Origin of the sequence: Aquimarina brevivitae, from assembly GCF_004216895.1 — a bacterium.
Taxonomy (GTDB): Bacteria; Bacteroidota; Bacteroidia; order Flavobacteriales; family Flavobacteriaceae; genus Aquimarina; species Aquimarina brevivitae.
Map to the genome: position 1 here is coordinate 661,154 of NZ_SGXE01000001.1, position 22,383 is coordinate 683,536.

20 protein-coding genes are annotated in these 22,383 nt (G+C 35.8%); 4 read left to right on the forward strand and 16 right to left on the reverse strand.

Translation table 11 applies throughout. The features are described 5' to 3' along the window. Nucleotides 1-86 precede the first annotated feature (86 nt). Complete coding sequence (locus tag EV197_RS02695; RefSeq protein ID WP_130285197.1) at nucleotides 87-1,139, reverse strand: endonuclease/exonuclease/phosphatase family protein; 1,053 nt, start codon at nucleotides 1,137-1,139, stop codon at nucleotides 87-89. 134 nt (nucleotides 1,140-1,273) lie between these two features. On the opposite strand from EV197_RS02695, the gene EV197_RS02700 reads away from it, so the two are divergent. Both EV197_RS02700 and EV197_RS02705 read left to right on the forward strand, forming a co-directional pair. After that, the gene (locus EV197_RS02700; RefSeq protein WP_130285198.1) at nucleotides 1,274-4,228 is read left to right on the forward strand and encodes a TonB-dependent receptor; all 2,955 of its coding nucleotides are present in this window, start codon (nucleotides 1,274-1,276) and stop codon (nucleotides 4,226-4,228) included. Nucleotides 4,229-4,256: 28 nt separating this feature from the next. Then, the gene (locus EV197_RS02705; RefSeq protein ID WP_130285199.1) at nucleotides 4,257-5,663 is read left to right on the forward strand and encodes a DUF5689 domain-containing protein; all 1,407 of its coding nucleotides are present in this window, start codon (nucleotides 4,257-4,259) and stop codon (nucleotides 5,661-5,663) included. Between the two features lie 48 nt (nucleotides 5,664-5,711). On the opposite strand, the gene EV197_RS02710 is transcribed toward EV197_RS02705, so the two are convergent. Further along, a complete protein-coding gene (locus tag EV197_RS02710; RefSeq protein ID WP_130285200.1) occupies nucleotides 5,712-6,683 on the reverse strand; it encodes an endonuclease/exonuclease/phosphatase family protein in 972 nt (323 codons plus the stop codon). A gap of 107 nt (nucleotides 6,684-6,790) precedes the next feature. Here EV197_RS02710 and hflX point away from each other — a divergent pair, with 107 nt between their 5' ends. Both hflX and EV197_RS02720 read left to right on the forward strand, forming a co-directional pair. Further along, entirely contained in the window at nucleotides 6,791-8,023 is a 1,233-nt protein-coding gene (hflX, locus tag EV197_RS02715; protein WP_130285201.1) for a GTPase HflX, read from the forward strand. 172 nt (nucleotides 8,024-8,195) lie between these two features. Next, on the forward strand, nucleotides 8,196-9,449 hold the full coding sequence (locus EV197_RS02720) for a TlpA family protein disulfide reductase (protein WP_130285202.1): 1,254 nt from the start codon (nucleotides 8,196-8,198) through the stop codon (nucleotides 9,447-9,449). 114 nt (nucleotides 9,450-9,563) lie between these two features. Here EV197_RS02720 and EV197_RS02725 read toward each other — a convergent pair whose 3' ends face one another. The 14 genes from EV197_RS02725 to EV197_RS02790 form a co-directional block, all read right to left on the reverse strand. Further along, entirely contained in the window at nucleotides 9,564-10,604 is a 1,041-nt protein-coding gene (locus tag EV197_RS02725) for a DUF3078 domain-containing protein (RefSeq protein WP_242610681.1), read from the reverse strand. A 155-nt stretch (nucleotides 10,605-10,759) separates the two neighbouring features. Further along, nucleotides 10,760-11,653, reverse strand: a complete 894-nt coding sequence (locus EV197_RS02730; RefSeq protein ID WP_130285203.1) for a DUF3078 domain-containing protein — start codon at nucleotides 11,651-11,653, stop codon at nucleotides 10,760-10,762. 85 nt (nucleotides 11,654-11,738) lie between these two features. Continuing rightward, nucleotides 11,739-12,248 (reverse strand): DUF2480 family protein, encoded by a 510-nt coding sequence (locus EV197_RS02735; RefSeq protein ID WP_130285204.1) that lies wholly within the window; start codon nucleotides 12,246-12,248, stop codon nucleotides 11,739-11,741. Nucleotides 12,249-12,259: 11 nt separating this feature from the next. Continuing rightward, nucleotides 12,260-12,586, reverse strand: coding sequence for a DUF59 domain-containing protein (locus tag EV197_RS02740; RefSeq protein ID WP_130285205.1), 327 nt, complete (start codon nucleotides 12,584-12,586; stop codon nucleotides 12,260-12,262). A 23-nt stretch (nucleotides 12,587-12,609) separates the two neighbouring features. Then, nucleotides 12,610-13,035, reverse strand: a complete 426-nt coding sequence (locus EV197_RS02745) for a SufE family protein (RefSeq protein ID WP_130285206.1) — start codon at nucleotides 13,033-13,035, stop codon at nucleotides 12,610-12,612. Between the two features lie 141 nt (nucleotides 13,036-13,176). Further along, entirely contained in the window at nucleotides 13,177-14,292 is a 1,116-nt protein-coding gene (locus EV197_RS02750) for a poly(ethylene terephthalate) hydrolase family protein (protein WP_130285207.1), read from the reverse strand. 177 nt (nucleotides 14,293-14,469) lie between these two features. Continuing rightward, nucleotides 14,470-15,684 carry an aminotransferase class V-fold PLP-dependent enzyme gene (locus EV197_RS02755; RefSeq protein WP_130285208.1) on the reverse strand — a complete coding sequence of 405 codons (1,215 nt, stop codon included), beginning with the start codon at nucleotides 15,682-15,684 and terminating at the stop codon, nucleotides 14,470-14,472. 134 nt (nucleotides 15,685-15,818) lie between these two features. Then, a complete protein-coding gene (locus EV197_RS02760) occupies nucleotides 15,819-16,847 on the reverse strand; it encodes a zinc metalloprotease (RefSeq protein ID WP_130285209.1) in 1,029 nt (342 codons plus the stop codon). Between the two features lie 200 nt (nucleotides 16,848-17,047). Beyond that, entirely contained in the window at nucleotides 17,048-18,361 is a 1,314-nt protein-coding gene (gene sufD / locus EV197_RS02765) for a Fe-S cluster assembly protein SufD (protein WP_130285210.1), read from the reverse strand. A gap of 48 nt (nucleotides 18,362-18,409) precedes the next feature. Further along, on the reverse strand, nucleotides 18,410-19,162 hold the full coding sequence (gene sufC / locus EV197_RS02770) for a Fe-S cluster assembly ATPase SufC (protein WP_130285211.1): 753 nt from the start codon (nucleotides 19,160-19,162) through the stop codon (nucleotides 18,410-18,412). A gap of 22 nt (nucleotides 19,163-19,184) precedes the next feature. After that, nucleotides 19,185-19,583 (reverse strand): hypothetical protein, encoded by a 399-nt coding sequence (locus EV197_RS02775; protein ID WP_130285212.1) that lies wholly within the window; start codon nucleotides 19,581-19,583, stop codon nucleotides 19,185-19,187. A 31-nt stretch (nucleotides 19,584-19,614) separates the two neighbouring features. Then, entirely contained in the window at nucleotides 19,615-21,060 is a 1,446-nt protein-coding gene (sufB, locus tag EV197_RS02780; RefSeq protein ID WP_130285213.1) for a Fe-S cluster assembly protein SufB, read from the reverse strand. Nucleotides 21,061-21,079: 19 nt separating this feature from the next. After that, entirely contained in the window at nucleotides 21,080-21,409 is a 330-nt protein-coding gene (locus EV197_RS02785) for a HesB/IscA family protein (RefSeq protein ID WP_130285214.1), read from the reverse strand. A 272-nt stretch (nucleotides 21,410-21,681) separates the two neighbouring features. After that, nucleotides 21,682-22,383 (reverse strand): LytR/AlgR family response regulator transcription factor, encoded by a 702-nt coding sequence (locus EV197_RS02790; protein WP_130285215.1) that lies wholly within the window; start codon nucleotides 22,381-22,383, stop codon nucleotides 21,682-21,684.

Below are 22,383 nucleotides of genomic sequence, written 5' to 3' on the forward strand. Positions count from 1 at the left end.
TGTTTATCCCTTTCTAATTGGACTTAGGATAATTTTCGGAGATCCGAAATTAATAAGTATAAAAAACCCTCACTAAGAGGGCTTTTTTATTGTACTTCTTTGATCAGATATATATAAACAGGAAAATGGTCGCTATATCCCCCGGTATATGCTCCATTAGCAAAACTTCGATAGGGATATCCTTTGTATCTTCCTTTGGGATTCATAAGGTAATTTTTATTAAAGACTCCTGCTTTGTAGAATCTGTAGGAGTCGTATTCATCTTTTAAAAACTCATCAGAAATGATAATTTGGTCAAATAAATTCCAACTATCACGGTAGGCTAAGGAACCGATTCCCTTTTTTGCCATGCTTGCCATTGGGTTGTAAAGCTCTTTCAAGTCAACGTCTTCTTTATCTTCTTTAGCCTCAAGAATCTTTTTAACACTAGAGTTATCAGGATCATCGTTTAGATCTCCCATAGTGATAACTTTAGCATACGGATCTATAGAAAACAAAGAGTCAATTATTTTTTTGTTTAATGCGGCTGCTTGCTCTCTTTTGTATTTGCTACGAGCTTCTCCACCACTTCTAGAGGGCCAGTGATTGACAATAATATGTATTAAATCCCCATCGAGATAACCAGTAACTAAAAGCTGATCTCTTGTAAAAATTCGTTTGTTTTTATCTTCTTTACTATAGATTAATAACTCGTGCTTACTTTTACTAACCGGTCTAAATATGGATTTTTGATACAATAGGGCAACATCAATCCCTCTTCGATCCGGTGAGTCATAATGCACGATTCCGTAATCTTTATTTAATAATGGACTCTGATTTACCAGGTCATCTAACACTTTTCTGTTTTCTATTTCACAAACACCAATAACAGCAGGAGTATTTTTAGTTACGTCAGCGCCAACCTCTGAGATAACTTTAGCCATATTTTTCAGTTTGTCTTTGTATATGTCTTCCGTCCAGTGATCTTTTCCGTTTGGCGTACGATCATCATCATAGGTTATAGGATCATCTTCAGTATCAAAAAGGTTTTCAAGGTTATAAAAAGCTATGGTATTAACTTTATAGGTTTTTTTGTTTTGAGCGAATCCTATATGCACTATAATCAGTAGGCCAGCCAAAACATAATTCTGTAATCTCATCTTCGTCACTATATTATCTTTTTGTAAAACTTTAACAAATTAGGGGCTAAAATTAACTTTTCTATTGAAAACATGTACTTTTGCGCGGCGGAAATAATAATTTCTTAACTAAAAACTTATTTTTTTAAATGAAAATGTCACAATTAAAGAGGGGGCTTTGCTTCATTTTCTTTATAAGTTTCTGTGTTATTGGGTATGCACAAGAAACTGGATTTAAAGGAAAAGTAGTGGATGCAACTACTAATGAAGAGATTCCTGATGTAACGGTAGCTATAGAGAAGTCTATACTTTCTGCTACTACAAATGCAGAGGGAGTTTTTCAATTTATTGGAGTGCAATTACCATTAGGGGAGCAGATTGCTGTAATTTCTAAACCGGGTTACATTACTAAACGATATCCGGTGGTAATTAATGAAGGTCAGGTTTTGGATCTGCAAACAGTAGATTTAGAATATGATTTAAATCAAGAGCAAATACAGATAGGTACGATTAGCTTATCAGACAATGAACTAGACGATGATGAAGACACGTCTTTTAATGTGTCTGGGCTATTGCAAGCTTCTAGGGATGTATTCTTAAATGCCGCTGCATTCGATTTTAGTGCAGCTTTTTTCAGACCCAGAGGTTTAGGTAATGAAAACGGTAAAGTTTTGATCAACGGTATCGAAATGAACAAATTGTTTAATGGTAGGCCACAATGGAGCAATTGGGGCGGATTAAATGATGTGCAGCGTAATCAGGAATTTTCTATGGGTATTTCTGCTAACGATTACACGTTTGGTGATCTATCTGGTACCACGAATATTGTAATGCGAGCTTCACAATATAGAAAAGGAGGAAGAGTATCTTATGCAGCCTCCAATAGATCATATTTAGGTAGGGTTATGGGAACCTATAACTCAGGCTTAATGGCTGATGGATGGGCCTATTCTATATCCTTATCTCGAAGATTTGGTGACGAGGGTTACATAGACGGAACATTATATGATGCTAATTCAATATTTGCATCAGTTGAGAAAAAATTCAATGATCAGCACAGTTTAAACTTTACTAGTTTTTACACGCCTAATAGAAGAGGAAGATCAACAGCCATCACTCAAGAGGTTTTTGAATTAAAAGGAAATAGATACAATCCTAACTGGGGATACTATGATGGAGAAAAAAAGAACTCCAGAGTCCGTGAAATTGAGGAACCGGTATTAATGTTAAATCATTATTGGGATATTAACGATAAATTTAGTTTAAACACTAATTTGGCTTATCAAACCGGTAAAATAGGAAATAGTCGATTGGATAATAATGGTTCTGATTTGGTGTTATCTTCAGATGGTCAAGAAACATATCAAGGAGGGGGAGCCAGTAGAGATACCAATCCGATCCACCCCAGTTATTTACCCAGTTCTTTTTTAGATATGCCTAATCCGACACCTTTGGATTATCAAAATGCATATTTAGCGCAAGAGGCGTTTAGGGCTGACGGCCAACTCAATTGGGGGAGATTAATTGCAGCTAACCAATTAAACACGGCACAAGGAAGAAATGCTACCTATATTTTTTATGAAGATAGAACAGATGATACACAATGGACGGTCAACTCTATATTTAGAGGACAGTTAACTAGCGCTATTTCTGTAAATGGAGCAATAAATTATAGAAAACTGAAAAGCGAAAACTTTGCTGAGGTAATTGATTTATTGGGTGGTACAGGGTTTTTGGATGTAGATACGTTTGGTTCTCAATTGGATAATGATGTAGAGCCTGAATTTAGACTTACACCAGCAGAATTAGCAGATAGAGCACAAAGCGACCTTAGAAATAGAAATAGAATTGTGCGCGAAGGAGATCGTTACGACTACAATTATGAAATAGATTCAGACGTTGTTAACGGTTTTGCGCAAGCAGAATTCAAAACGAGATTGATAGATTTCTATTTAGGTGGTAACGTAACACAAACGAGCTATCAACGAAATGGATTGTTTGAAAATGGATATTTTCCAGGAGAAGGAAGAACAGGCTCTTTTGGACGAAGTGACAAATTAGAGTTCACGAACTATGGTGGTAAAGGAGGTTTTACGTTTAAAATTGACGGCAGAAACCTTATCGATTTTAATGGAGCGTATTATACAAAAGCACCGACCATCCGTAGTTCTTTTGCGAATGCAAGACAAAACAACCGAACAGTTAGTCAATTGATCGCTGCGGAACCTACTTTAAACGGAGAGCTGGAAAGTGAAAAAATTCAATCTGCTGACTTAAGCTATATTTTAAGAACTCCTAAAATTAAAGCAAGACTAACCGGATATTATACTAAGATCGAAGATGCTACAGATATCGCCTTTTTCTTTACTCAGGCCATATCAGGGTCTGATGCCGGATTTGTACAGGAAATTTTAACCGATATCGATAAAAGACATATCGGAGCTGAGTTAGGGATAGAGTATCAAATTACTCCAACCATAAAGCTAAAAGGAGCTGCAGCAATAGGTCAATATACCTATGACAACAACCCGGATTTATTTGTTACTAGTACAAGTCCTAGTTTCTTAGGGCAAAATTTGGGTACCGGAGAAAATACTATCGAAGGAGCACGTTATTTTGGAAAATCACAGCTTAAAGACTACAAGCTAGCTAATGGTCCACAAAATGTGGCTCAGCTTGGATTTGAATATCGCGATCCTGATTTTTGGTGGTTTGGCGCTACCGCGAATTATTTTTCTAATGCGTATATTGACGTAAGCCCATTTGCTAGAACACAAAACTTTTACTTAGACAATGATGGGCTACCGTTTAATGATTACGATCAAAACGTAGCAAGAGAATTATTAAGGCAAGAGAAGTTTAATAGCTATTATTTAGTTAATGTAGTAGGAGGGAAGTCCTGGAAATTTGGTGACTATTATGTTGGTTTCTTTGCCAGTATTAATAATGTTCTTGATGAGCGATACATCACCGGAGGATTTGAACAATCACGAAGCGCTAATTATAGAGCGTCATTGGAAGAAGCACAACGAGACACTCCTGTATTTGGACCACGTTACTTCTTTGGTTTTGGAAGTTCCTATTACCTAAACCTATATTTAAGATTTTAATAAAGCGCAACAATAAAATATTATACAAATGAATTCAATTAACTATAAACTACTTTTAGGAGCACTACTAGTAATGCTGGGAGTAACATCTTGTGTGCAGGATGATGATTTTACACTGTCTCCTTTAGAGATCAATGAACCACAAATTGACGGACAACTTACTACCGTAGATGGTGTAGTGGATGTGTTGTTGCAGGAGATTAATGATGAAGGAAATGACGATGTAAAAGTGACTTTTGAAGATACCAATCTATATATGGAAGCCTATGTGATCTCTAGTGATAGAGCAGGTAACTTTTTTGAAGAGTTAATCGTTCAGGATCGTGCAGAGGTTCCAACGGCAGGTTTGAGAATACCTATTGATGTGAATCCATTATATGTAACTTACGAATTTGGAAGAAAAATCTACGTGAAGCTAGATGGTCTTTCTGTTGGTTTAGAGAACGGTGTGCCAACACTTGGGGTGTTATCTAGTGACCGCGTAAATCAGATTCCTTCTTTTTTACAGGAAGAATATATTACAAGATCAGCAGAAGTGGCCACCATAGTGCCCTTAGAAATTACAATCGAGGATTTTTCTGATGATATCGTTAACTTGTTTGTAACGATTACTGACTTACAGTTTAACAGAGCAGATGTTTTAGTAAATGACCCATTATCTTTTGCAGGTGAACCAACAGATGAGTTTGATGGAGAACGAACCTTAGAAAGTTGTGCTACAGGTGCTTCAGCTATATTAAGCACTAGTACATTTGCTGATTTTAAATCCCTGGATTTACCGGCTCAGCGAGGTAGCTTTGAAGGGGTTTTGACTAAAAACTTCTTTGGAGATGAGTTTAATTTAGTATTGAATAGTGTGGCAGGATTACAATTTGATAACCCGGATAGATGTGATCCTAATGTATTGGAGTGTACTGGTGAATCAGGTGGATCAACTACTATTTTTTCTGAGAATTTTACAGGATTAAGTAGTACTGATTTAACCAATGCAGGTTGGATCAATCAAAATGTTACCGGTGGAAGTCTTGATTATGAAATTGGTAGTTTTAGTGGTAATCAATACGCTCAAATTACTGGATTTAGGTCTGGTGAAAACCCATTTGAGGTTTGGTTAGTTACTCCAGAAATCAACCTTGACGGATCTACGGCTGAAGAGTTAGCCTTTGATCTTCAAGTTAACTTTGATAACGGCAATATACTTACTGTATTTATAACTGATAACTTTACTGGAGATATTACCACCACAGAGTGGGCACAGTTAGATGTTACTATTCCTAGAGGACCATCAGGTAGCTTTGGAAGTTTTGAGTCTGTAGGACCGGTAAACATTTCTTGTCTGGATGGTAATGTACGTGTAGCGTTCCGTTACAAAGGAGCGGATCCAGGTCCAACTACCAGATACCATATCGATAATCTTGAAATATCAGGAAACTAAGATAAGAAGAATAATACAATAAAAAAGGCGGCCAACTGGCCGCCTTTTTTAATTATTAAATTTTAGTATTAGATATACCGGAAAATGATCACTTAATCCTCCTTTGTATTGATCGCCAACGTATGTTCTAAAAGGCAGGCCTTTGTAGCGGCCCCGATGTATTTTTAGATCAGGGTGGTTAAAAATATCTGCTTTATTAAAGTTGTGAAGGTTTTTTTGATACCGGTGAAAATTATGTGTGATAATAATTTGGTCAAATAAATTCCAGCGACCTCTATAGCTAAGACTACCTTCATACCTTGTTAAGAGATGTTCCAAAGGATTATAAAGATCTTGCTGCACTAAATGTTGGATACTTTTACTATTGGGATCATCATTGAAATCTCCCATTATAATAATTTTAGCATCAGGATCTTGTGCTACAATATCATCTATAATTTCTCTGTTTTGTGCTGCCGCTGCAATACGTTTCGGCTCAGTGCTATCCACCCCTTCTCTTCGGGATGGCCAGTGATTAACCAGGATATGTAGTTCTTCTTCGTTCAATATTCCTTTGACATATAAAATGTCTCTGGTATAGTCGCGTATACCTTCTTCATTGGTTACATAAAGGGGAATAGACTCTGAGTCTAATACGGTAAAGTATTTTGGGTCGTAAAGTAAACCTACATCGATTCCGCGTTCATCCGGAGATTCATAATGAATTACGGAATAGTTTTGATGCCGTAAATGTTTAGTATTTGCCAGGTCCTCTAAGACTTTGAGGTTTTCGGTTTCTGCAACCCCTACGATTACTGGTAATCGCCTGGTTTCTTTAACCCCGATTTTAGCAATGGCTTTACCTAGTTTTTTGAGCTTTTTGGAATAGCGTTCATCATTCCACTGTTTATCCGATGTAGGAAGAAAATCATCATCTAGGGTATGTGGATCGTTTTTAGTATCAAATAAATTTTCGAGATTGTAAAAAGCAATGGTAAAAAGATCAGTACTTTTATGATGAGAAAATAGGCTTTTGGGCATACGTTAATTTTAAGCTAAGGCACCAAAAAGTCAGGGTATAACCATTGTATATTGTACCTTTGTAAGGTTAAAACGGCAATATATAAAAAAGATAGTTTAGATAATATATGTTAGAAAGAAAGGAAATAGCTTATGAAAAAGCGGTCTTAATAGGAATTGTTACTAAAACCCAGGATGAAGACAAGCTAAATGAGTTTCTGGATGAATTGGAGTTTTTAACCTATACCGCAGGAGGAGAGGTAGTGAAGCGTTTTACGCAAAAGATGGATATGCCTAATCCTAAAACATTTATAGGTTCTGGTAAAATGCAAGAGGTTAAGGAATATGTAGAAGAAAATGATATCGGCACAGTAGTATTTGATGATGAGTTAAGCCCTGCTCAACTTCGCAACATCGAAAAAATGTTAAAGGCAAAAATCATCGATAGAACAAACCTTATCCTTGATATTTTTGCTCAGCGCGCGCAGACCAGTTATGCCAGAACTCAGGTGGAACTAGCGCAATACCAATATTTATTGCCTCGATTAACCGGGCTTTGGACACACTTAGAGCGACAACGTGGAGGTATCGGAATGCGTGGTCCTGGGGAAACTGAAATCGAAACAGATAGACGTATCGTAAGGGATCGAATCTCATTATTAAAAAAGAAGCTCGAAACGATAGATAAGCAGATGGCTACTCAGCGCGGCAATAGAGGTCAATTGGTACGAGTTGCTTTAGTAGGATACACCAATGTAGGTAAATCTACATTGATGAATGTGATTTCTAAAAGTGATGTGTTTGCCGAAAATAAACTGTTTGCTACCTTGGATACTACGGTACGAAAAGTAGTAATAGGTAATCTACCTTTTCTGTTAACGGATACGGTAGGTTTTATACGAAAATTACCCACCCAGCTGGTAGAAAGTTTTAAAAGTACATTGGATGAGGTCAGAGAAGCGGATCTTTTGCTCCATGTGGTAGATATCTCTCATCCCCAGTTTGAGGATCATATTGCGTCCGTTAATCAAATCTTAGATGAGATTGAATGTACGGATAAGCCAACCATTATGGTTTTTAACAAAATTGATGCATACGAACCAGAACAGATCGACGAAGATGATCTGATGACAGAGAGAACCACGGCGCATTATACCTTGCAAGAATGGAAGAAAACCTGGATGAATAGGATAGGTAATAACGCGTTGTTTATTTCGGCGATCAATAAAGAAAATATGGAAGAGTTTAGAAAGCGTGTGTATCAAGAGGTAAGAGTCATTCACGTAACTCGTTTTCCGTACAATAACTTTTTATATCCAGAATATGTGGAAGAAGAGGATGATGAAGATCAAAACTCATAATTAGCCACTAAGTTTTGTGCCTATTTAACTTCTATTTAAAAATTTATATATCAAAACCTTAATAATCCCTCTATAAATTGTTTTAGTATAGGGTTGTTTATTTTGGTATCGAAATACAACTGCTTTTTTCAGATATCAACATCATTTCATTTATCTTATGAATTAACCCATTTTGAGAAACACAATCCACTCTTTTATTTTTGTAATATTCTCTTTTACTGCGTGTAAAAAGGAAAATAAGCCTAATGAAGATATACAGAAAACGTTTACTGTTGATTTAACAAAAGAAACAACCAATGGTCCATTTGGGTGGGTATTATCACCATTTGGAAATGTTGATTCCCTATCAAAAAAATTTAATAACGTACCTGATCTTACCTATTCTAATATCCAGTCTATACGATTTAATAGTACTAAAGAAGTAAAATCGTTATTAGCGAAAGGGCTTATAGATTCGACTGAATTTCGTGCATTAACAAATCCTATTTATGCTTTTTCTGGACTGCAAGGAGACAACCAAGTTATGGTTCTTGATCTAAATGGTAATTTTGACTTTGGTGATGATGAATTGTATACTTTTGATGCGTCATTAAGAGAAAAAACCAGTAATAATGCTGCTTTAAGAGACTCTTTTCCTTTAGTACATTTTAAGTTTAAAAGATATTACAAAAACAAAGTAGTGAATCGAGATCGCTATGTAAGAGTGATTCCTTATAAAGATTATTTCTATACAAAAAAGGATGCTTCTGAAGCGATAAAAAGGCATAATGATTTACTGTTAGTAGCTGCTAGATATGAACATTTATTAGGAAGTTTCGCTATTGAACAAGATTCTTTTAAAATAGCTGCAGAATTGTATAATGATGACGTGGATTTTTTATTTACAGCAAAAGACAATCCATTTTTTCCTCGAAGAAATACGAATGAATACGAAGAGTTTAATGAGGGTGATACTTTACAGTTAGGCCAACATTTTATAATAATAGATAGTATAGGCTCTAACTTTGATAAGGTTTTTTTAGAAAAACTAAACATATCTGCATTACCAAATGGATATAAGATGGGGCATACCCTAAAAGATTATACTCTTACTGATATAAGCGGTAACAAGCAACGTGTTTCCTGGTTATTAAATAATAAAAAGCTTTTGCTGATTGATTTTTGGGGTACCTGGTGCGCCCCTTGTCTAAAACTAACTCCTGATTTAAAGGAATTTCATAAAAAGTATCCTAAAGTAGCAATGCTTGGAGTTGATTATGACTTTGAAAAAGAACCAGGTGTTACATATATAAAAGAGAAAAAGTTAGATTGGACACATATATATGTAGAACGCGTCCGTAATGACAGTCTGCTTCATAACAAAATCGTAGGAAAACTTAGAGTTGATAATTACCCTACATTTCTATTAATCGATAAAGACTTATAAATAATATACCGTGGGGTGGGTAAAAAAGGATTACAGAGGATTGAAGAAATAGTACTAACTATTAACGCAATGGATCAGCAAAAGAAAAATAAGGGTGTTGAATAGAATTTTCAATCAAAACTCATAATTAAGCCCCAGTCCTAATACCTCTCGTATTTGAAAGCCAGAGGTGGCGTTGTCATCATAAATAGCTTGAAATGCAAAACTACCGGATACATATTTATTGACCACTAAATTAAGATTTAGGGTATAATCGATATCCACATTCCAGGGGTCCTCTATGTAGTTAGAATAAAGATTGAGGATGTTTTCCATCTCTATATTTTTGATGACCTCAAACTTAAAGTAGCCCGCTAAAGAACCACCAAATTCAAATCGCGCCGTTTCGCCCTGATCGATACCAAAATAATCGCCATCTACATATCCAGGAGTTGTGGTAAATCTATCGTCCACAAAAATCATTCGCGAGGTCACAGGGGCTATATTGAAATTAAAATCATCACTTTTTTTCCATAAAATACCTGGACCAGCTTGTATATAGGAAGGGGAGAAGAACTCTGTTTCTTCTGTGCGTAGCGTTTCTCCGGTATCTGGATCTTCACTAAACTTATACCCTTTAGCAAATTGGGATCTAAAATTTAAGAAAAACGAGTAGTTCCAAAAACTTTGATGTATTCGTTTACCTAATCGGGTATTAAACTCAATCCTATCGTTGGTTTTTCTCGGAAAATCTTCTCCTTTTAATATCGTAATTCCGTAGTCTCCCAGTAGCTTGTTATCCCAGGTAAATCCATCTTTTTTATAATTTACATTATAGTTCAATATAGCATTACTGGCAATATTTGAGGTTCCTCCCCCTTGCCAGTTATAGTTAAAGGCAGACTGGTTAAATAGAAAGGAGAATTTCCCCTGGGATTTCCAACCGATCTGCTCTGGCTTCTTCTTTTTTTTAGGGGATAGTTTTTTGAGAATCCCTTTAAGAACAATGATATTCAAATCCTTTGGGGTATTTTGCAGTTCCGCTTCGATAGCTTGTTCTAACTTTACTTGTATTGAATCAAGCTGTTTTACCTTTGTGGTATCTTTTTTTTTCTCCTGCGCAGAAGAAAGCATAGAAGCCATAATCAAAATAAACAAAAACCACTGTTGCTGCATCAACTAATTTTTTGGGCTTCAAATATAAATTATGAGTAAAGGATTTTCAAGATTAAATGTATTTATTATCGATAAACTGAACATAAGATGAATACTTAAACTAAAAAAAGGAGCAAAAGCTCCTTTTAATTATGATAATTTTATAGATAGACGGTCTAAAAACCATAATTAATACCTAGCCCAAATACCTCCCGGATTTGAAATGCTCCGATAGCATTGTCATCATAAATTGCCTGAAAGGTAAGGTTTGTTGAAAGGTATTTATTAATCGTCATGACCACATTAGCGGTATAATCGATATCAACATTTTGAGGATCCTCTAGATAGTTAGCATATAAATTCAGGATGTTTTCCATAGAAACGTTTTTCATCAGTTCAAACTTAGCATAACCATTTAAGGCCGCACCAAATTCAAATCGAGTCGTTTTGTTAGCGTCCACACCAAAATAATCTCCGTCTACATATCCAGGAATACTGGTGAAATCTTTGTCCACTACTATGATTCTCGCTGTAGCAGGAGCAATGTTTACCTTAAAATTGTCGCTTTTTTTCCAAAGCATACCAGGACCAGCCTGTATATAGGCGGGGGATAGGATGTGTGTAATTTCAGTTCGGGTTTCATTGCCATCCACATCTTCTCCAAACGTATAACCTGGCGCAAACTGTGTTCTAAAGTTGACAAAGAACGAATAGTACCAGTTAGATGCTTTGATCTGCTTACCGAGTAGGGAATTAAATTCAAGACGGTCATTGGTCTTACGCGTAAACTCTTGATCTTGTCCCTTAGCTAGCCCATAATCCGCCAATATCTTATTATCCCAGGTCAAATTTCCTTTGCGATAATTAAAATCATAGGAGATCGCCAAGTTACCTGCAATGTTTGAGGTTCCTCCACCAAGCCATTCTGCGTTAAAAGCAGATTGATTAAATAAAAAGCTGATATTTCCTGCTGTACTCCATCCGTCTTTTGGTTTTTCTTTTTCTTCTTCTTGCGATAAAACAATAAAAAAGCACCCAAGAAATACAATTGATAACAATTTTTTCTTCATTGTATTACGATTTATTGATGATTAAAAGATGTGTGTAGAGATTGTTTCTAAATTTCAATCTCGGTTAACTAATATAAGAAATAAATTATTTTCGTTTATATAGCGGAACGGAAGAGCAGGCTTCGCCATACATAATAGTTTTAGCTATGGGCTGTAATTTTTGTATCAAAGAAAGGAACGCACTTTCTGGCACAGGTTTTTCTGCGCAACCTTTAATAATTACGGATTTATTTTCGTAAGGTGCTACATCTAATTTAGTAATGATTTCTTCGTAAAGTAAAGCATTTAATAGTTCAACACTGCCGGTACACACTTTTTTGGCATAAGGCTGTAAAGTAGTGGTAAGCAATAAATAGGCCCACCCAGGAATAATGGCATCGGTAGAACAGGTCAACACCACATATTGATCTTGATATTGGCTCCAGTCGTGGTTTTTTACATGGGCTCGAAACTCTTTTTCTTTGAGAATAAGCTCCTGAAACAACCAGTCTTTGATATCAAAAACCACTCTCTTCCCTTCAGGGTAGAAATCTTCTAAATCCAGCGTTACTAGATTTTGATTGTTCGCAACTCTATTGATAATTTCATCTGCCATTAAATGGAAAATTAAAGCATTCCTAGTTCTAGTTTGGCCTCTTCGCTCATTAAGTCCTGCGACCAAGGTGGGTCGAAGGTAAGCTCTAGTTCCACATCATTAACTAAATCTAGCGACTTTACTTTTACACGAACTTCTTCGGGTAAGGATTCCGCTACCGGACAATTAGGCGAGGTTAGCGTCATCAAAATTTTGACATCCTGATCTTCATTGACAAAAACATCATAGATTAATCCTAATTCGTAGATGTCTACCGGTATTTCAGGATCATAGATGGTTTTAAGCACACCAACAATTTTTTCTCCTAACTCTTTTGTGTCTATTGTATCTTGACTCATATTTTTTTGATTTATTATACCACTTAGGCGTTTAATTGTGTTTGGTAAGCGATAGCATACATTTTAAGCTGTTTTATCATACTTACCAAGCCGTTTGCTCTTGTTGGCGAAAGATGTTCTTTTAGACCGATTTCATCAATGAATGCCGTATCCGCCTCCAGGATTTCTTTGGGATGTTGCCCAGAGAAAGTTCTAATTAAGATGGCAATAATTCCTTTAGTGATAATAGCATCGCTATCGGCTGTAAAATATACTTTATCATCATTCATCTCGGCGTGTACCCAAACTTTGCTTTGACACCCTTTGATAATATTATCTTCGGTTTTATACTTTTCATCAATAAGGGGTAGTGATTTACCCAATTCAATCATATATTCATACTTCTGCATCCAATCATCAAACATGCTAAATTCATCGATGATTTCTTCTTGTATTTGTGTTATCGTCATAATCCACTAATTTGATACAAAAATACAATAAGATGACCAGCTATTCAATACTTTCTACTTATACAAATATTTGTTTTACCAATCACATAAAAAGGGAGGCCGCAAAGCCTCCCCTCTCATCAATAAACTCAACCATTATAATTAGTCAACAATCATTCGTTTAGTTATGGTTTTTCCCTTTTGATAAATCTTTACAATGTAAAGTCCTTTTTTAAAGCTTGAAACATTGACAGTTTTAGTAGAACTTGTATACATTAAAGCACCTTGTTCATTGTAGAATTCTATTTTTTGTAGTTCCTGACTTAGGTTTTTGTTTTCGATGCTAACCGAAAACGACGCTGGGTTTGGAAACAATACAACTTCTTCATCTGTTTCTACCACGTCTTCTTGACAATTGTCATCATAAGTTACACGCTGTGATGAACTAAGGTCGCTCGTAAAGGTTTGTAGCGCCGCGGAATCTCCTTTTAGCTTATAGTCTAACCAAGAATTCACATACTTGAAGATAATTTCTTGTTGTTCTGTTCTCGAGATTTGGATATTTCCTGAGGAAGATCTTTCTCCAAAGTCACAAGCCCAGTTGCTGTTAGCATAATAACAATGCGCTCCTCCTATGATGTTGATAAAATATTTACAAGCAGATCCCAAGTTATTAAATATGGGTATGTGGTTTTCATCTGCCGGAGTAACTCCATCACCAGATCCAGAAAATACAATAGCATCTGTAGTAACTTCGGATGCAGGTGTAAGGGTGTCAAAGCGTAGCAAGGCTGGGGCAAAGGAGATTAATGTCTCTACATCTACCAAGGAGGCTGCAACAGTTGCCGCTCCTCCGCCCATAGAGTGACCCATTAAGGCGGTTTTGTTAGCTACCTTACCAAATAATGCGGAGCTGGTATTGCTATTTTCACTCTGCATAGCACTAACGATAAAGGCCATATCCTCGGCATAAGCTCTGTGATTTGCAAAAAAGGAACCTTCGGTATTTACAAAAGCAACAATATAACCTCTTGGAACTAGCTCTTCATAAAAGTTTTCATAGGCATCAGACCCCATAATGAATCCATGTCCTAAAACGATAACAGGAAATTTGACATCCGCAGTAGATTCAGGATAATAAATTCGGGTATTAACCCTTCGGTTATTACGATCTGAATCTCTAAACGTCTTGGAATAATTTCGTACTCCATATTCTTGAGCAATTCCTACGAAAATGCAAAAGAATACTGCAATTAATGTTAGTAATGAGTTTTTCATTTGTGTAGTTTGTTTATAATTAGTCTTATAAAGCTATTATGCAAAAAAGTGTTATGCAAGCATAATAGATATGACTGTATATGGCTATAAGACAAACTTTTTACAAAAAAACCGTAAAAAAAGGCCAAAAATGGCCCTTTTTAAATTTTTAAAGAAATTGACTTGTACTAACAAACGTTAGCTAAGCATGGTTTTAGCTTTTTTAACCGCCTCAACAAAAATGTCAATTTCTTCCTTTGTATTGTAAAATGAAAATGAAGCTCTAACTGTACCAGGAATTTTATAATAGTCCATAATTGGTTGTGCACAATGATGACCTGTGCGTACAGCTACCCCTAATTTATCAACGATAGTACCGATATCGTAAGGGTGTATACCATCAATATTAAAAGAGATTACTGATGTTTTGTTAGCTGAGGTACCATATATTTTAAGTCCCTCTATCTCTAATAATTTTTGAGTTCCATAGGATAAAAGTTCCTGCTCGTATGCTGCTATAGTGTCAAACCCAATACTATTCATATAATCTAAAGCGGCGCCAAAGGCGATACCTCCGCAGATATTAGGAGTACCTGCTTCAAATTTATGCGGTAAACCAGCATAGGTTGTTTTTTCAAAAGTCACGGTTTCGATCATTTCGCCACCTCCTTGATAGGGTGGAAGCTTGGTTAGCCATTCTTCTTTACCATATAACATACCTACCCCGGTAGGGCCACAAAGTTTGTGTGCAGACACTACATAAAAGTCGACATCCAAAGCTTGCACATCTGGTTTAATATGAGGACAAGATTGTGCCCCATCAATTAATACAGCAGCACCAACCTTGTGCGCTTTGTCGATAATTTCTTTAATAGGATTTATGGTCCCCAATGCATTAGAAATATGATTCACAAAAACCAGTTTGGTTTTATCAGAAAGTAAATTATCATAGGCTTCTAATTGTAACTCTCCTTCCTCATTCATAGGAATTACTTTGAGTACGGCACCAGTTCTTTCGCATAGCATCTGCCAGGGCACAATATTAGAGTGGTGCTCTAGGGCTGATACGATTAGCTCATCTCCCTCTTTTAATAAAGCTGAGAATCCTGTTGCTACTATATTGATAGCGTGCGTAGTCCCAGAAGTAAGAATTACCTCGTGTGCGTGTTTTGCATTAAAATGAGTTTGAATTTTTTTTCGAGCAATCTCATAAGCATCTGTCGCTTCCTGCGAAAGTGAATGTACTCCGCGATGGATGTTAGCATTATAATTGCTATAGTAATCTACGATGGTATCGATTACGATTTGCGGAGTTTGTGAAGTTGCTGCGTTATCAAAATAGATTAATGGTTTTCCATTAACTTTACGTTTCAAAATTGGAAAATCTTCTCTGATTTTAAGTACGTCAAACATAGTTTTATTTTCTGATCGCAAAGTTACAGTTTTGAATTTTCTTTGGCGATACTTTAGGATTTACTTAATAGTAAAAAAAAAAAGGTAATGAATCATTCATTACCTCCTTTGTAAAATTAGTAAAACAGTTGGTGTTAATTAACAAGATCTGATCTGATACTGCCTGGTTCTAAAACCGCTCTCATTCTCAGTTTTTGACCATTGCTAAACATATACATACACGCATCGTCTACATAGTCCATATAATTCATTGTCATGTCATTAGACTTACAATGGTTTGTAGGATAAGATGGGCAACCGTAGTTGGCTCTATCAGAATCTGGGGTATCTGCAACAAAATCATCTTGTCTGCAACGACCGTCTCCCCAAATATGTCTTAAATTAAGATAGTGACCAACCTCGTGCGTGGTGGTTCTTCCTTCATTAAATGGCGCAGCTAAATAACCTTGTGTACCAAAAAACTGAGGCCCTACCACAACACCATCTGTATCCAGGCTTCCTCCAGGGAATTGAGCATAGCCCAAAATACCGCCACCAATATTACACACCCAAATGTTTAAATAATTGGCTGGATCAATGGGATCAACTCCACCTTGGCTTGACCTTTTCATATCGTCTCTAGTTCCCCAAGAAGTTCTTTCAGAAAAAGTTCTGGTAACTCCTGCAAGGGTAAATTGAATTTGAGTATCTGCAGCACGATCAGCAAACTCAGTAGGTATTTGATTACTGTCAGAATTGGTCATCCTAAAATCGTCATTTAGTACCTGAATCTGAGAGTCGATCTGTGCTTCACTGATGTTTTCCTGGCTGGTGTTATAGATAACGTGTACATAAACCGGTATAGTTACCACCGGAAAATCAGTTGGCGGCTCGTTATCGTTACCTCCGCCACCACCAGGGCCGTTACCGTTTCCGTTACCACCTCCTGGTTTTTTAGCCAGAATTAAACTTTTAGTTTGATTTTCAATTTGTTCTAAAAGTTCTAATCGCTTTGGGTTTTTTGCGATTTGTTTTTCAAGAATCTCATGTGATTTACAAATTCTGGATTTTCCCGAAATTTCCCCATTGTAATCAATTTGTTCTTGTTCGTTGGCAAATTCGTCCTTTTGACAAGACGCCAAAATTAAGCCTAAGGCCGCAAAGCCTAAAAATAATTTTTTCATTAGAAAATAAGTTGAGTTATTAATATGGCAAGAAATGTAGTTAAAATATTACAAGCCATGCAAGGGATGTTCATTTTTTTTATCAACACTGCGATGCAGTTTTTTGACTTCTCAATAAGGAAAGAGGGGACAATAAGCCATAAAAAAATCTCGTAATTCAATTACGAGATTTTTAATACAAAGTTGGTTTTGATTTGTTGTTATAAATCAAATCCTAAATTAACACCTAGTTTGTTTGCGATAAGCTTTGTTATTCTTGCCTTAAGTTCTGGGATTCTAACCGACTCTAAAACATTATTGGCAAATGCATACATCAATAAAGCTCTGGCTTCTTTTTGTCCAATACCTCTTGATCTTAAGTAGAATAGTGCACTCTCATCTAATTGACCGATAGTACATCCGTGTGAACATTTAACATCATCAGCAAATATCTCTAATTGCGGTTTAGAATTTATAGTAGCGCTATCATCTAATAAAATATTGTTATTTGACTGAAATGCATTTGTTTTTTGAGCTTCCTTATTAACCACAACTTTACCATTAAAAACTCCGGTTGCTTTTTCATCAAAAATTCCTTTATAGTCTTGGTGGCTTTCGCAATTTGGCTCGATATGATGAACTAATGTATTATGATCTACGTGTTGCTTGCCTTCGATTATGGTAACCCCATTTAAAATGGAGTTCACATATTCTCCTTTTTGATAAAAATTTAGATTGTTTCTTGTAAGATTCCCTCCAAAAGCAAAGGTGTGTACAGAAACCGTGCTTTGTGCTTGCTGTTCTATAAAAGTATTGTCAATCAAAGAAGCGCTTTGCCTGTCATTTTGAATTTTATAGTAGTCAACAATTGCTCTCTTATCAGCAAAAATCTCAGTTACGGAATTCGTTAGTACAGGGTTCTTTGTAAGGCTTTGGTGCCGCTCTATGATCTGAACCTGCGAATTTTCTTCGACTACGATTAAATTTCTTGGCTGAAGCATCTGAGCAGATTCTTTACCGGTAGAAAAGTGTATAATCTGAATTGGTTTATCAGCCAATTTATTTTTTGGAATATAGATATACGCGCCCTCTCTTGAAAATGCTGTGTTTAAAGAAGTGATACCGTCTGGTTTCGCAATTTTATTAAAGTAATTATCGATAACTGGTCTGTACTTATCATAATTTAAAGCAGAAGACATCAAACAAACATCCATCTTATCGTGGGTGGTAGCTGAGAGGTACGAGGAGTATCTACCATCGACAAAAACAATTTTATAGGTATCAATATCGTGTAAAAAATATTTCTTAACTTCTTTAAAATCAAGAGCGTTCTCTTCTTTAGGAAAAACACTATAATCGTGTTTTAGAATTGATTTTAATGAAGTGTACTTCCAGGCTTCTTCTTTTTTTGAAGGAAAACCTTTCTCTTCAAAAATTTTGATCGCCTGACTTCTTATATTGTGTATTGGCGCATCTACGTTAACACTTTCTTCAAATGCTAAAAAAGATGATACCAATTTATCCTTCATATCCATTTTTCAAATCACTTATTGTATTATGCCTTACGAGAAAAGCATAATAGATTATGCATTAATTTCTTCCTTAATCCAGTCGTATCCTTTTTCCTCAAGCTGTAGTGCTAATTCTTTGCTACCTGATTTTACGATCTTACCATCGTATAATACGTGTACATAATCAGGAACAATATATTCTAATAATCGTTGATAGTGCGTAATCACTACTACGGCATTGTCGCTGCTTTTTAGCTTATTAACACCATTAGCTACGATACGTAGTGCATCAATATCAAGACCGGAATCCGTTTCGTCAAGGATGGCAAGTTTAGGTTGCATCATTGCCATTTGAAAAATCTCATTTCGTTTCTTTTCTCCTCCTGAAAACCCTTCATTTAAAGAACGAGATAAAAATTTACGATCAATTTCTAGCATTTCAGATTTTTCGCGTATAAGCTTTAGCATATCTTTTGCAGGCATTTCTTCAAGCCCTTGTGCTTTTCGCGTTTCATTAATCGCAGTTTTCATAAAATTCGTTACGGTAACCCCGGGAATTTCTACAGGGTATTGAAACGATAAGAAAATCCCTTTATGTGCACGCTCTTCGGGTGCTAATTCTTCAATATCTTCACCGTTAAGTAACATTTTACCTCCAGAAACTTCATACTCTTCTTTTCCTGCAATGATATTGGCTAATGTACTTTTTCCTGCTCCATTGGGACCCATAATAGCGTGTACCTCTCCGGCATTTACCTTTAAATTAAGGCCTTTTATTATTTCTTTACCCTCTACATTAGCGTGTAAATCTGTAATCTCTAACATTCCTAAATTATTGTTTAGTCTATTATTTTAAGTTTTCCTGCTCCTCTTCAGTCATTGGTGCTGAAGACTTTATTTTTGTCGGTAATTTTGATGTAGGGTTGGTCACCCCAATAATCTCTTTTAACTCTACTATTTCTTCCCAACCGTCTTCTTCATTCTTTTTTATAACTCCTCTTACCACTACTGGCACCATATCGTATTGCTCGCGTTGTAAGGGCGCTACTCTTTTTGCTAATTCATTCGTTAGTTCTGTAATTTCTACACCGTAGATAAAGTCTTCACCTTTGATCACTGCTGCTCCATCGGATAAAATAAACTCTCCTCTTATTAATGTTGCGTCAGCAGTATCAGACTCTTTTTTTTCAGAATTACACGAAAAGAATAAGGTGGATACAAATGCTACAAGAAATAATTTTTTCATTGTTTAGGTATCATTTTAGGTTTTAAACGTATTACCCGACAGAGCCTTCTAATGATATTTCAAGAAGCTTTTGTGCCTCAACAGCAAATTCCATAGGTAATTTGTTTAAGACTTCTTTACTAAAACCATTTACGATTAATGCTATCGCTTTTTCAGTATCGATTCCGCGTTGATTACAGTAAAAAATCTGATCTTCACCTATTTTACTTGTTGTGGCCTCGTGTTCTATACGGGCTGATTTGTTTTTAGCTTCTATATATGGAAACGTATGCGCTCCACATTCATTGCCCATCAATAATGAATCACATTGCGAAAAATTTCTTGCATTTTCAGCTCTACTGCTTATCTGTACCAAACCACGGTAACTGTTTTGAGAACGACCAGCGGATATCCCTTTAGAGATAATGGTACTTTTAGTATTTTTTCCTAAATGAACCATTTTTGTACCGGTGTCTGCTTGCTGAAAATTATTGGTTACTGCAATAGAGTAAAACTCACCTACGGCATTGTCTCCTTTAAGCACACAAGAAGGATATTTCCAGGTTACAGCAGAACCTGTTTCAACTTGTGTCCAGGATATTTTAGCATTGGTTTCGCATAAACCTCTTTTGGTTACAAAATTAAATACACCACCTTGTCCTTTAGCATTACCAGGATACCAGTTTTGTACGGTAGAATATTTAATCTCAGCATTATCAAGCGCTATTAATTCAACCACCGCCGCATGAAGTTGATTTTCATCACGCATTGGTGCAGTACAACCTTCAAGATAGCTTACATAACTTCCTTCTTCAGCTATAACTAAGGTTCTTTCAAATTGTCCGGTTCCTGCCTGGTTAATTCTAAAATAGGTAGAAAGCTCCATAGGACATCTTACCCCTTTAGGAATATAGCAAAACGAACCATCACTGAATACAGCAGAATTTAATGCCGCATAGAAGTTATCCTTTTGTGGTACAACAGTACCTAAATATTTTTTAACCAATTCAGGATGTTCTTGAATTGCTTCAGAAATGGAACAAAATATGATTCCCTTTTCTGCTAAGGTATCTTTAAAAGTAGTAGCTACAGATACTGAGTCCATTACGATATCCACTGCGACACCTGCCAGCTTTTTCTGCTCTTCTAGGGAAATACCTAGTTTTTCAAAAGTTGCCAATAACTCTGGATCAACCTCGTCTATACTATTGTACTTAGGCTTTTTGTTAGGGGCTGAATAATAAGAAATATTTTGAAAGTCCGGTTTTTTATAGTTTACGTTTGCCCACTCTGGTTCTTCCATTTCTTGCCAAATACGAAAGGCTTCTAGCCTCCAGTCGGTCATCCACTGGGGTTCATTTTTTTTGGCAGAAATTGCTCTTACTATATCTTCATTTAGACCAATAGGAAATGTGTCTGATTCTATATCCGTATAGAATCCGTATTCATATTCTTTGGTTTCTAATTCTTTTTTTAAATCGTCTTCAGTATACGCCATATGCTATCCTTCTCTTGTATTATAAAGAAAAACTTTCACCACAACCGCAGGTCCTGTTGGCATTAGGGTTGTTAAACACAAAACCGGTTCCATTGAGTCCACCAGAGTACTCTAAGGTGGTACCGGCCAGGTAAAGAAAGCTTTTTTTGTCTACTATAATTTTTATTCCATTATCTTCAAAAACTTTATCCTCTTCGTCTTTAGTGTGATCAAACTTTAAATCATAGGAAAGACCTGAGCAACCTCCACTTTTAACACCTACACGGATAAAGTCAGATTGGTGATTAAAGCCGTCTTCTGTCATCAGCTCTATCACTTTATTCTTAGCCTTTTCGGAAACTTTAATCATAAGTTTTTAAATAGATTAATTCTAAATTGATTGCAAATATACTACATATGTTGCTTTTAAACGCAAAACCTAACATATATCTAACATATAGCGTAATAAGCGAAAACTATATTAAAATTAAAAGCATTCGTTGACTTCTTTTTTGATCTTATCAAAAGATTAACATAAAGTAGATCATCAAAACCAATGATAGGTAAACTCACTCTGTTTAAAGGGATTATGAAGTGAATTGATTAGTAATCGTAAGGTTAAGAAAGAAGAAATTTACCTGTCTAGTTAAGTAACTTTTCTTTTACGGCTAATTTATACGATTGCCCTATGGGGATAGTGTCGCCATTGCTTAGCTTTATTCGATTACCTATAATAGATTGAATGTGTGCAATATTGGTGAGGAAGGATCGATGGATTCGTATAAAATGCTGTTCTTTTAATAGGTTTTCTAAATTCGATATAGACTCGTGTATGAGTAAGACCTTTTCCAATAGATTTATTTTAACGTAATTACCATAACTTTCAATGTAAATTAAGTCGTTCAGGTTAATTTGATGGATTTCTTTATCACCTTTAAGAAAAAGCTTATCAGGTACACTAGTTTTTACTGTGCTGCTTTTCGAAGTGTTTTGCTGCTGTTGGCTAAGCACCTTAGTATAGGCTTTAAAAAATCGTTCAAATGAAAAAGGTTTCAACAGATAGTCAATAACATCAAGCTCATAGCCTTCTATGGCAAATTCGGAGTATGCTGAGGTAATAATAATTGCAGGTTTTTTATCTAATACCTTAATAAAATCCATTCCTTTTAATTTGGGCATTTCTATATCTAAAAACATGAGGTCAATAGACTTTGATTTTAGAATGTCCAAAGCTTCAAAAGCGCTATAGCAATTGGCAACTAAGGTTAGATCCTGTAGTGAAGCAGCATAATCTTCAATGATAGTGTGTGCTATGGGTTCATCATCAACAATTATATAGTTCAT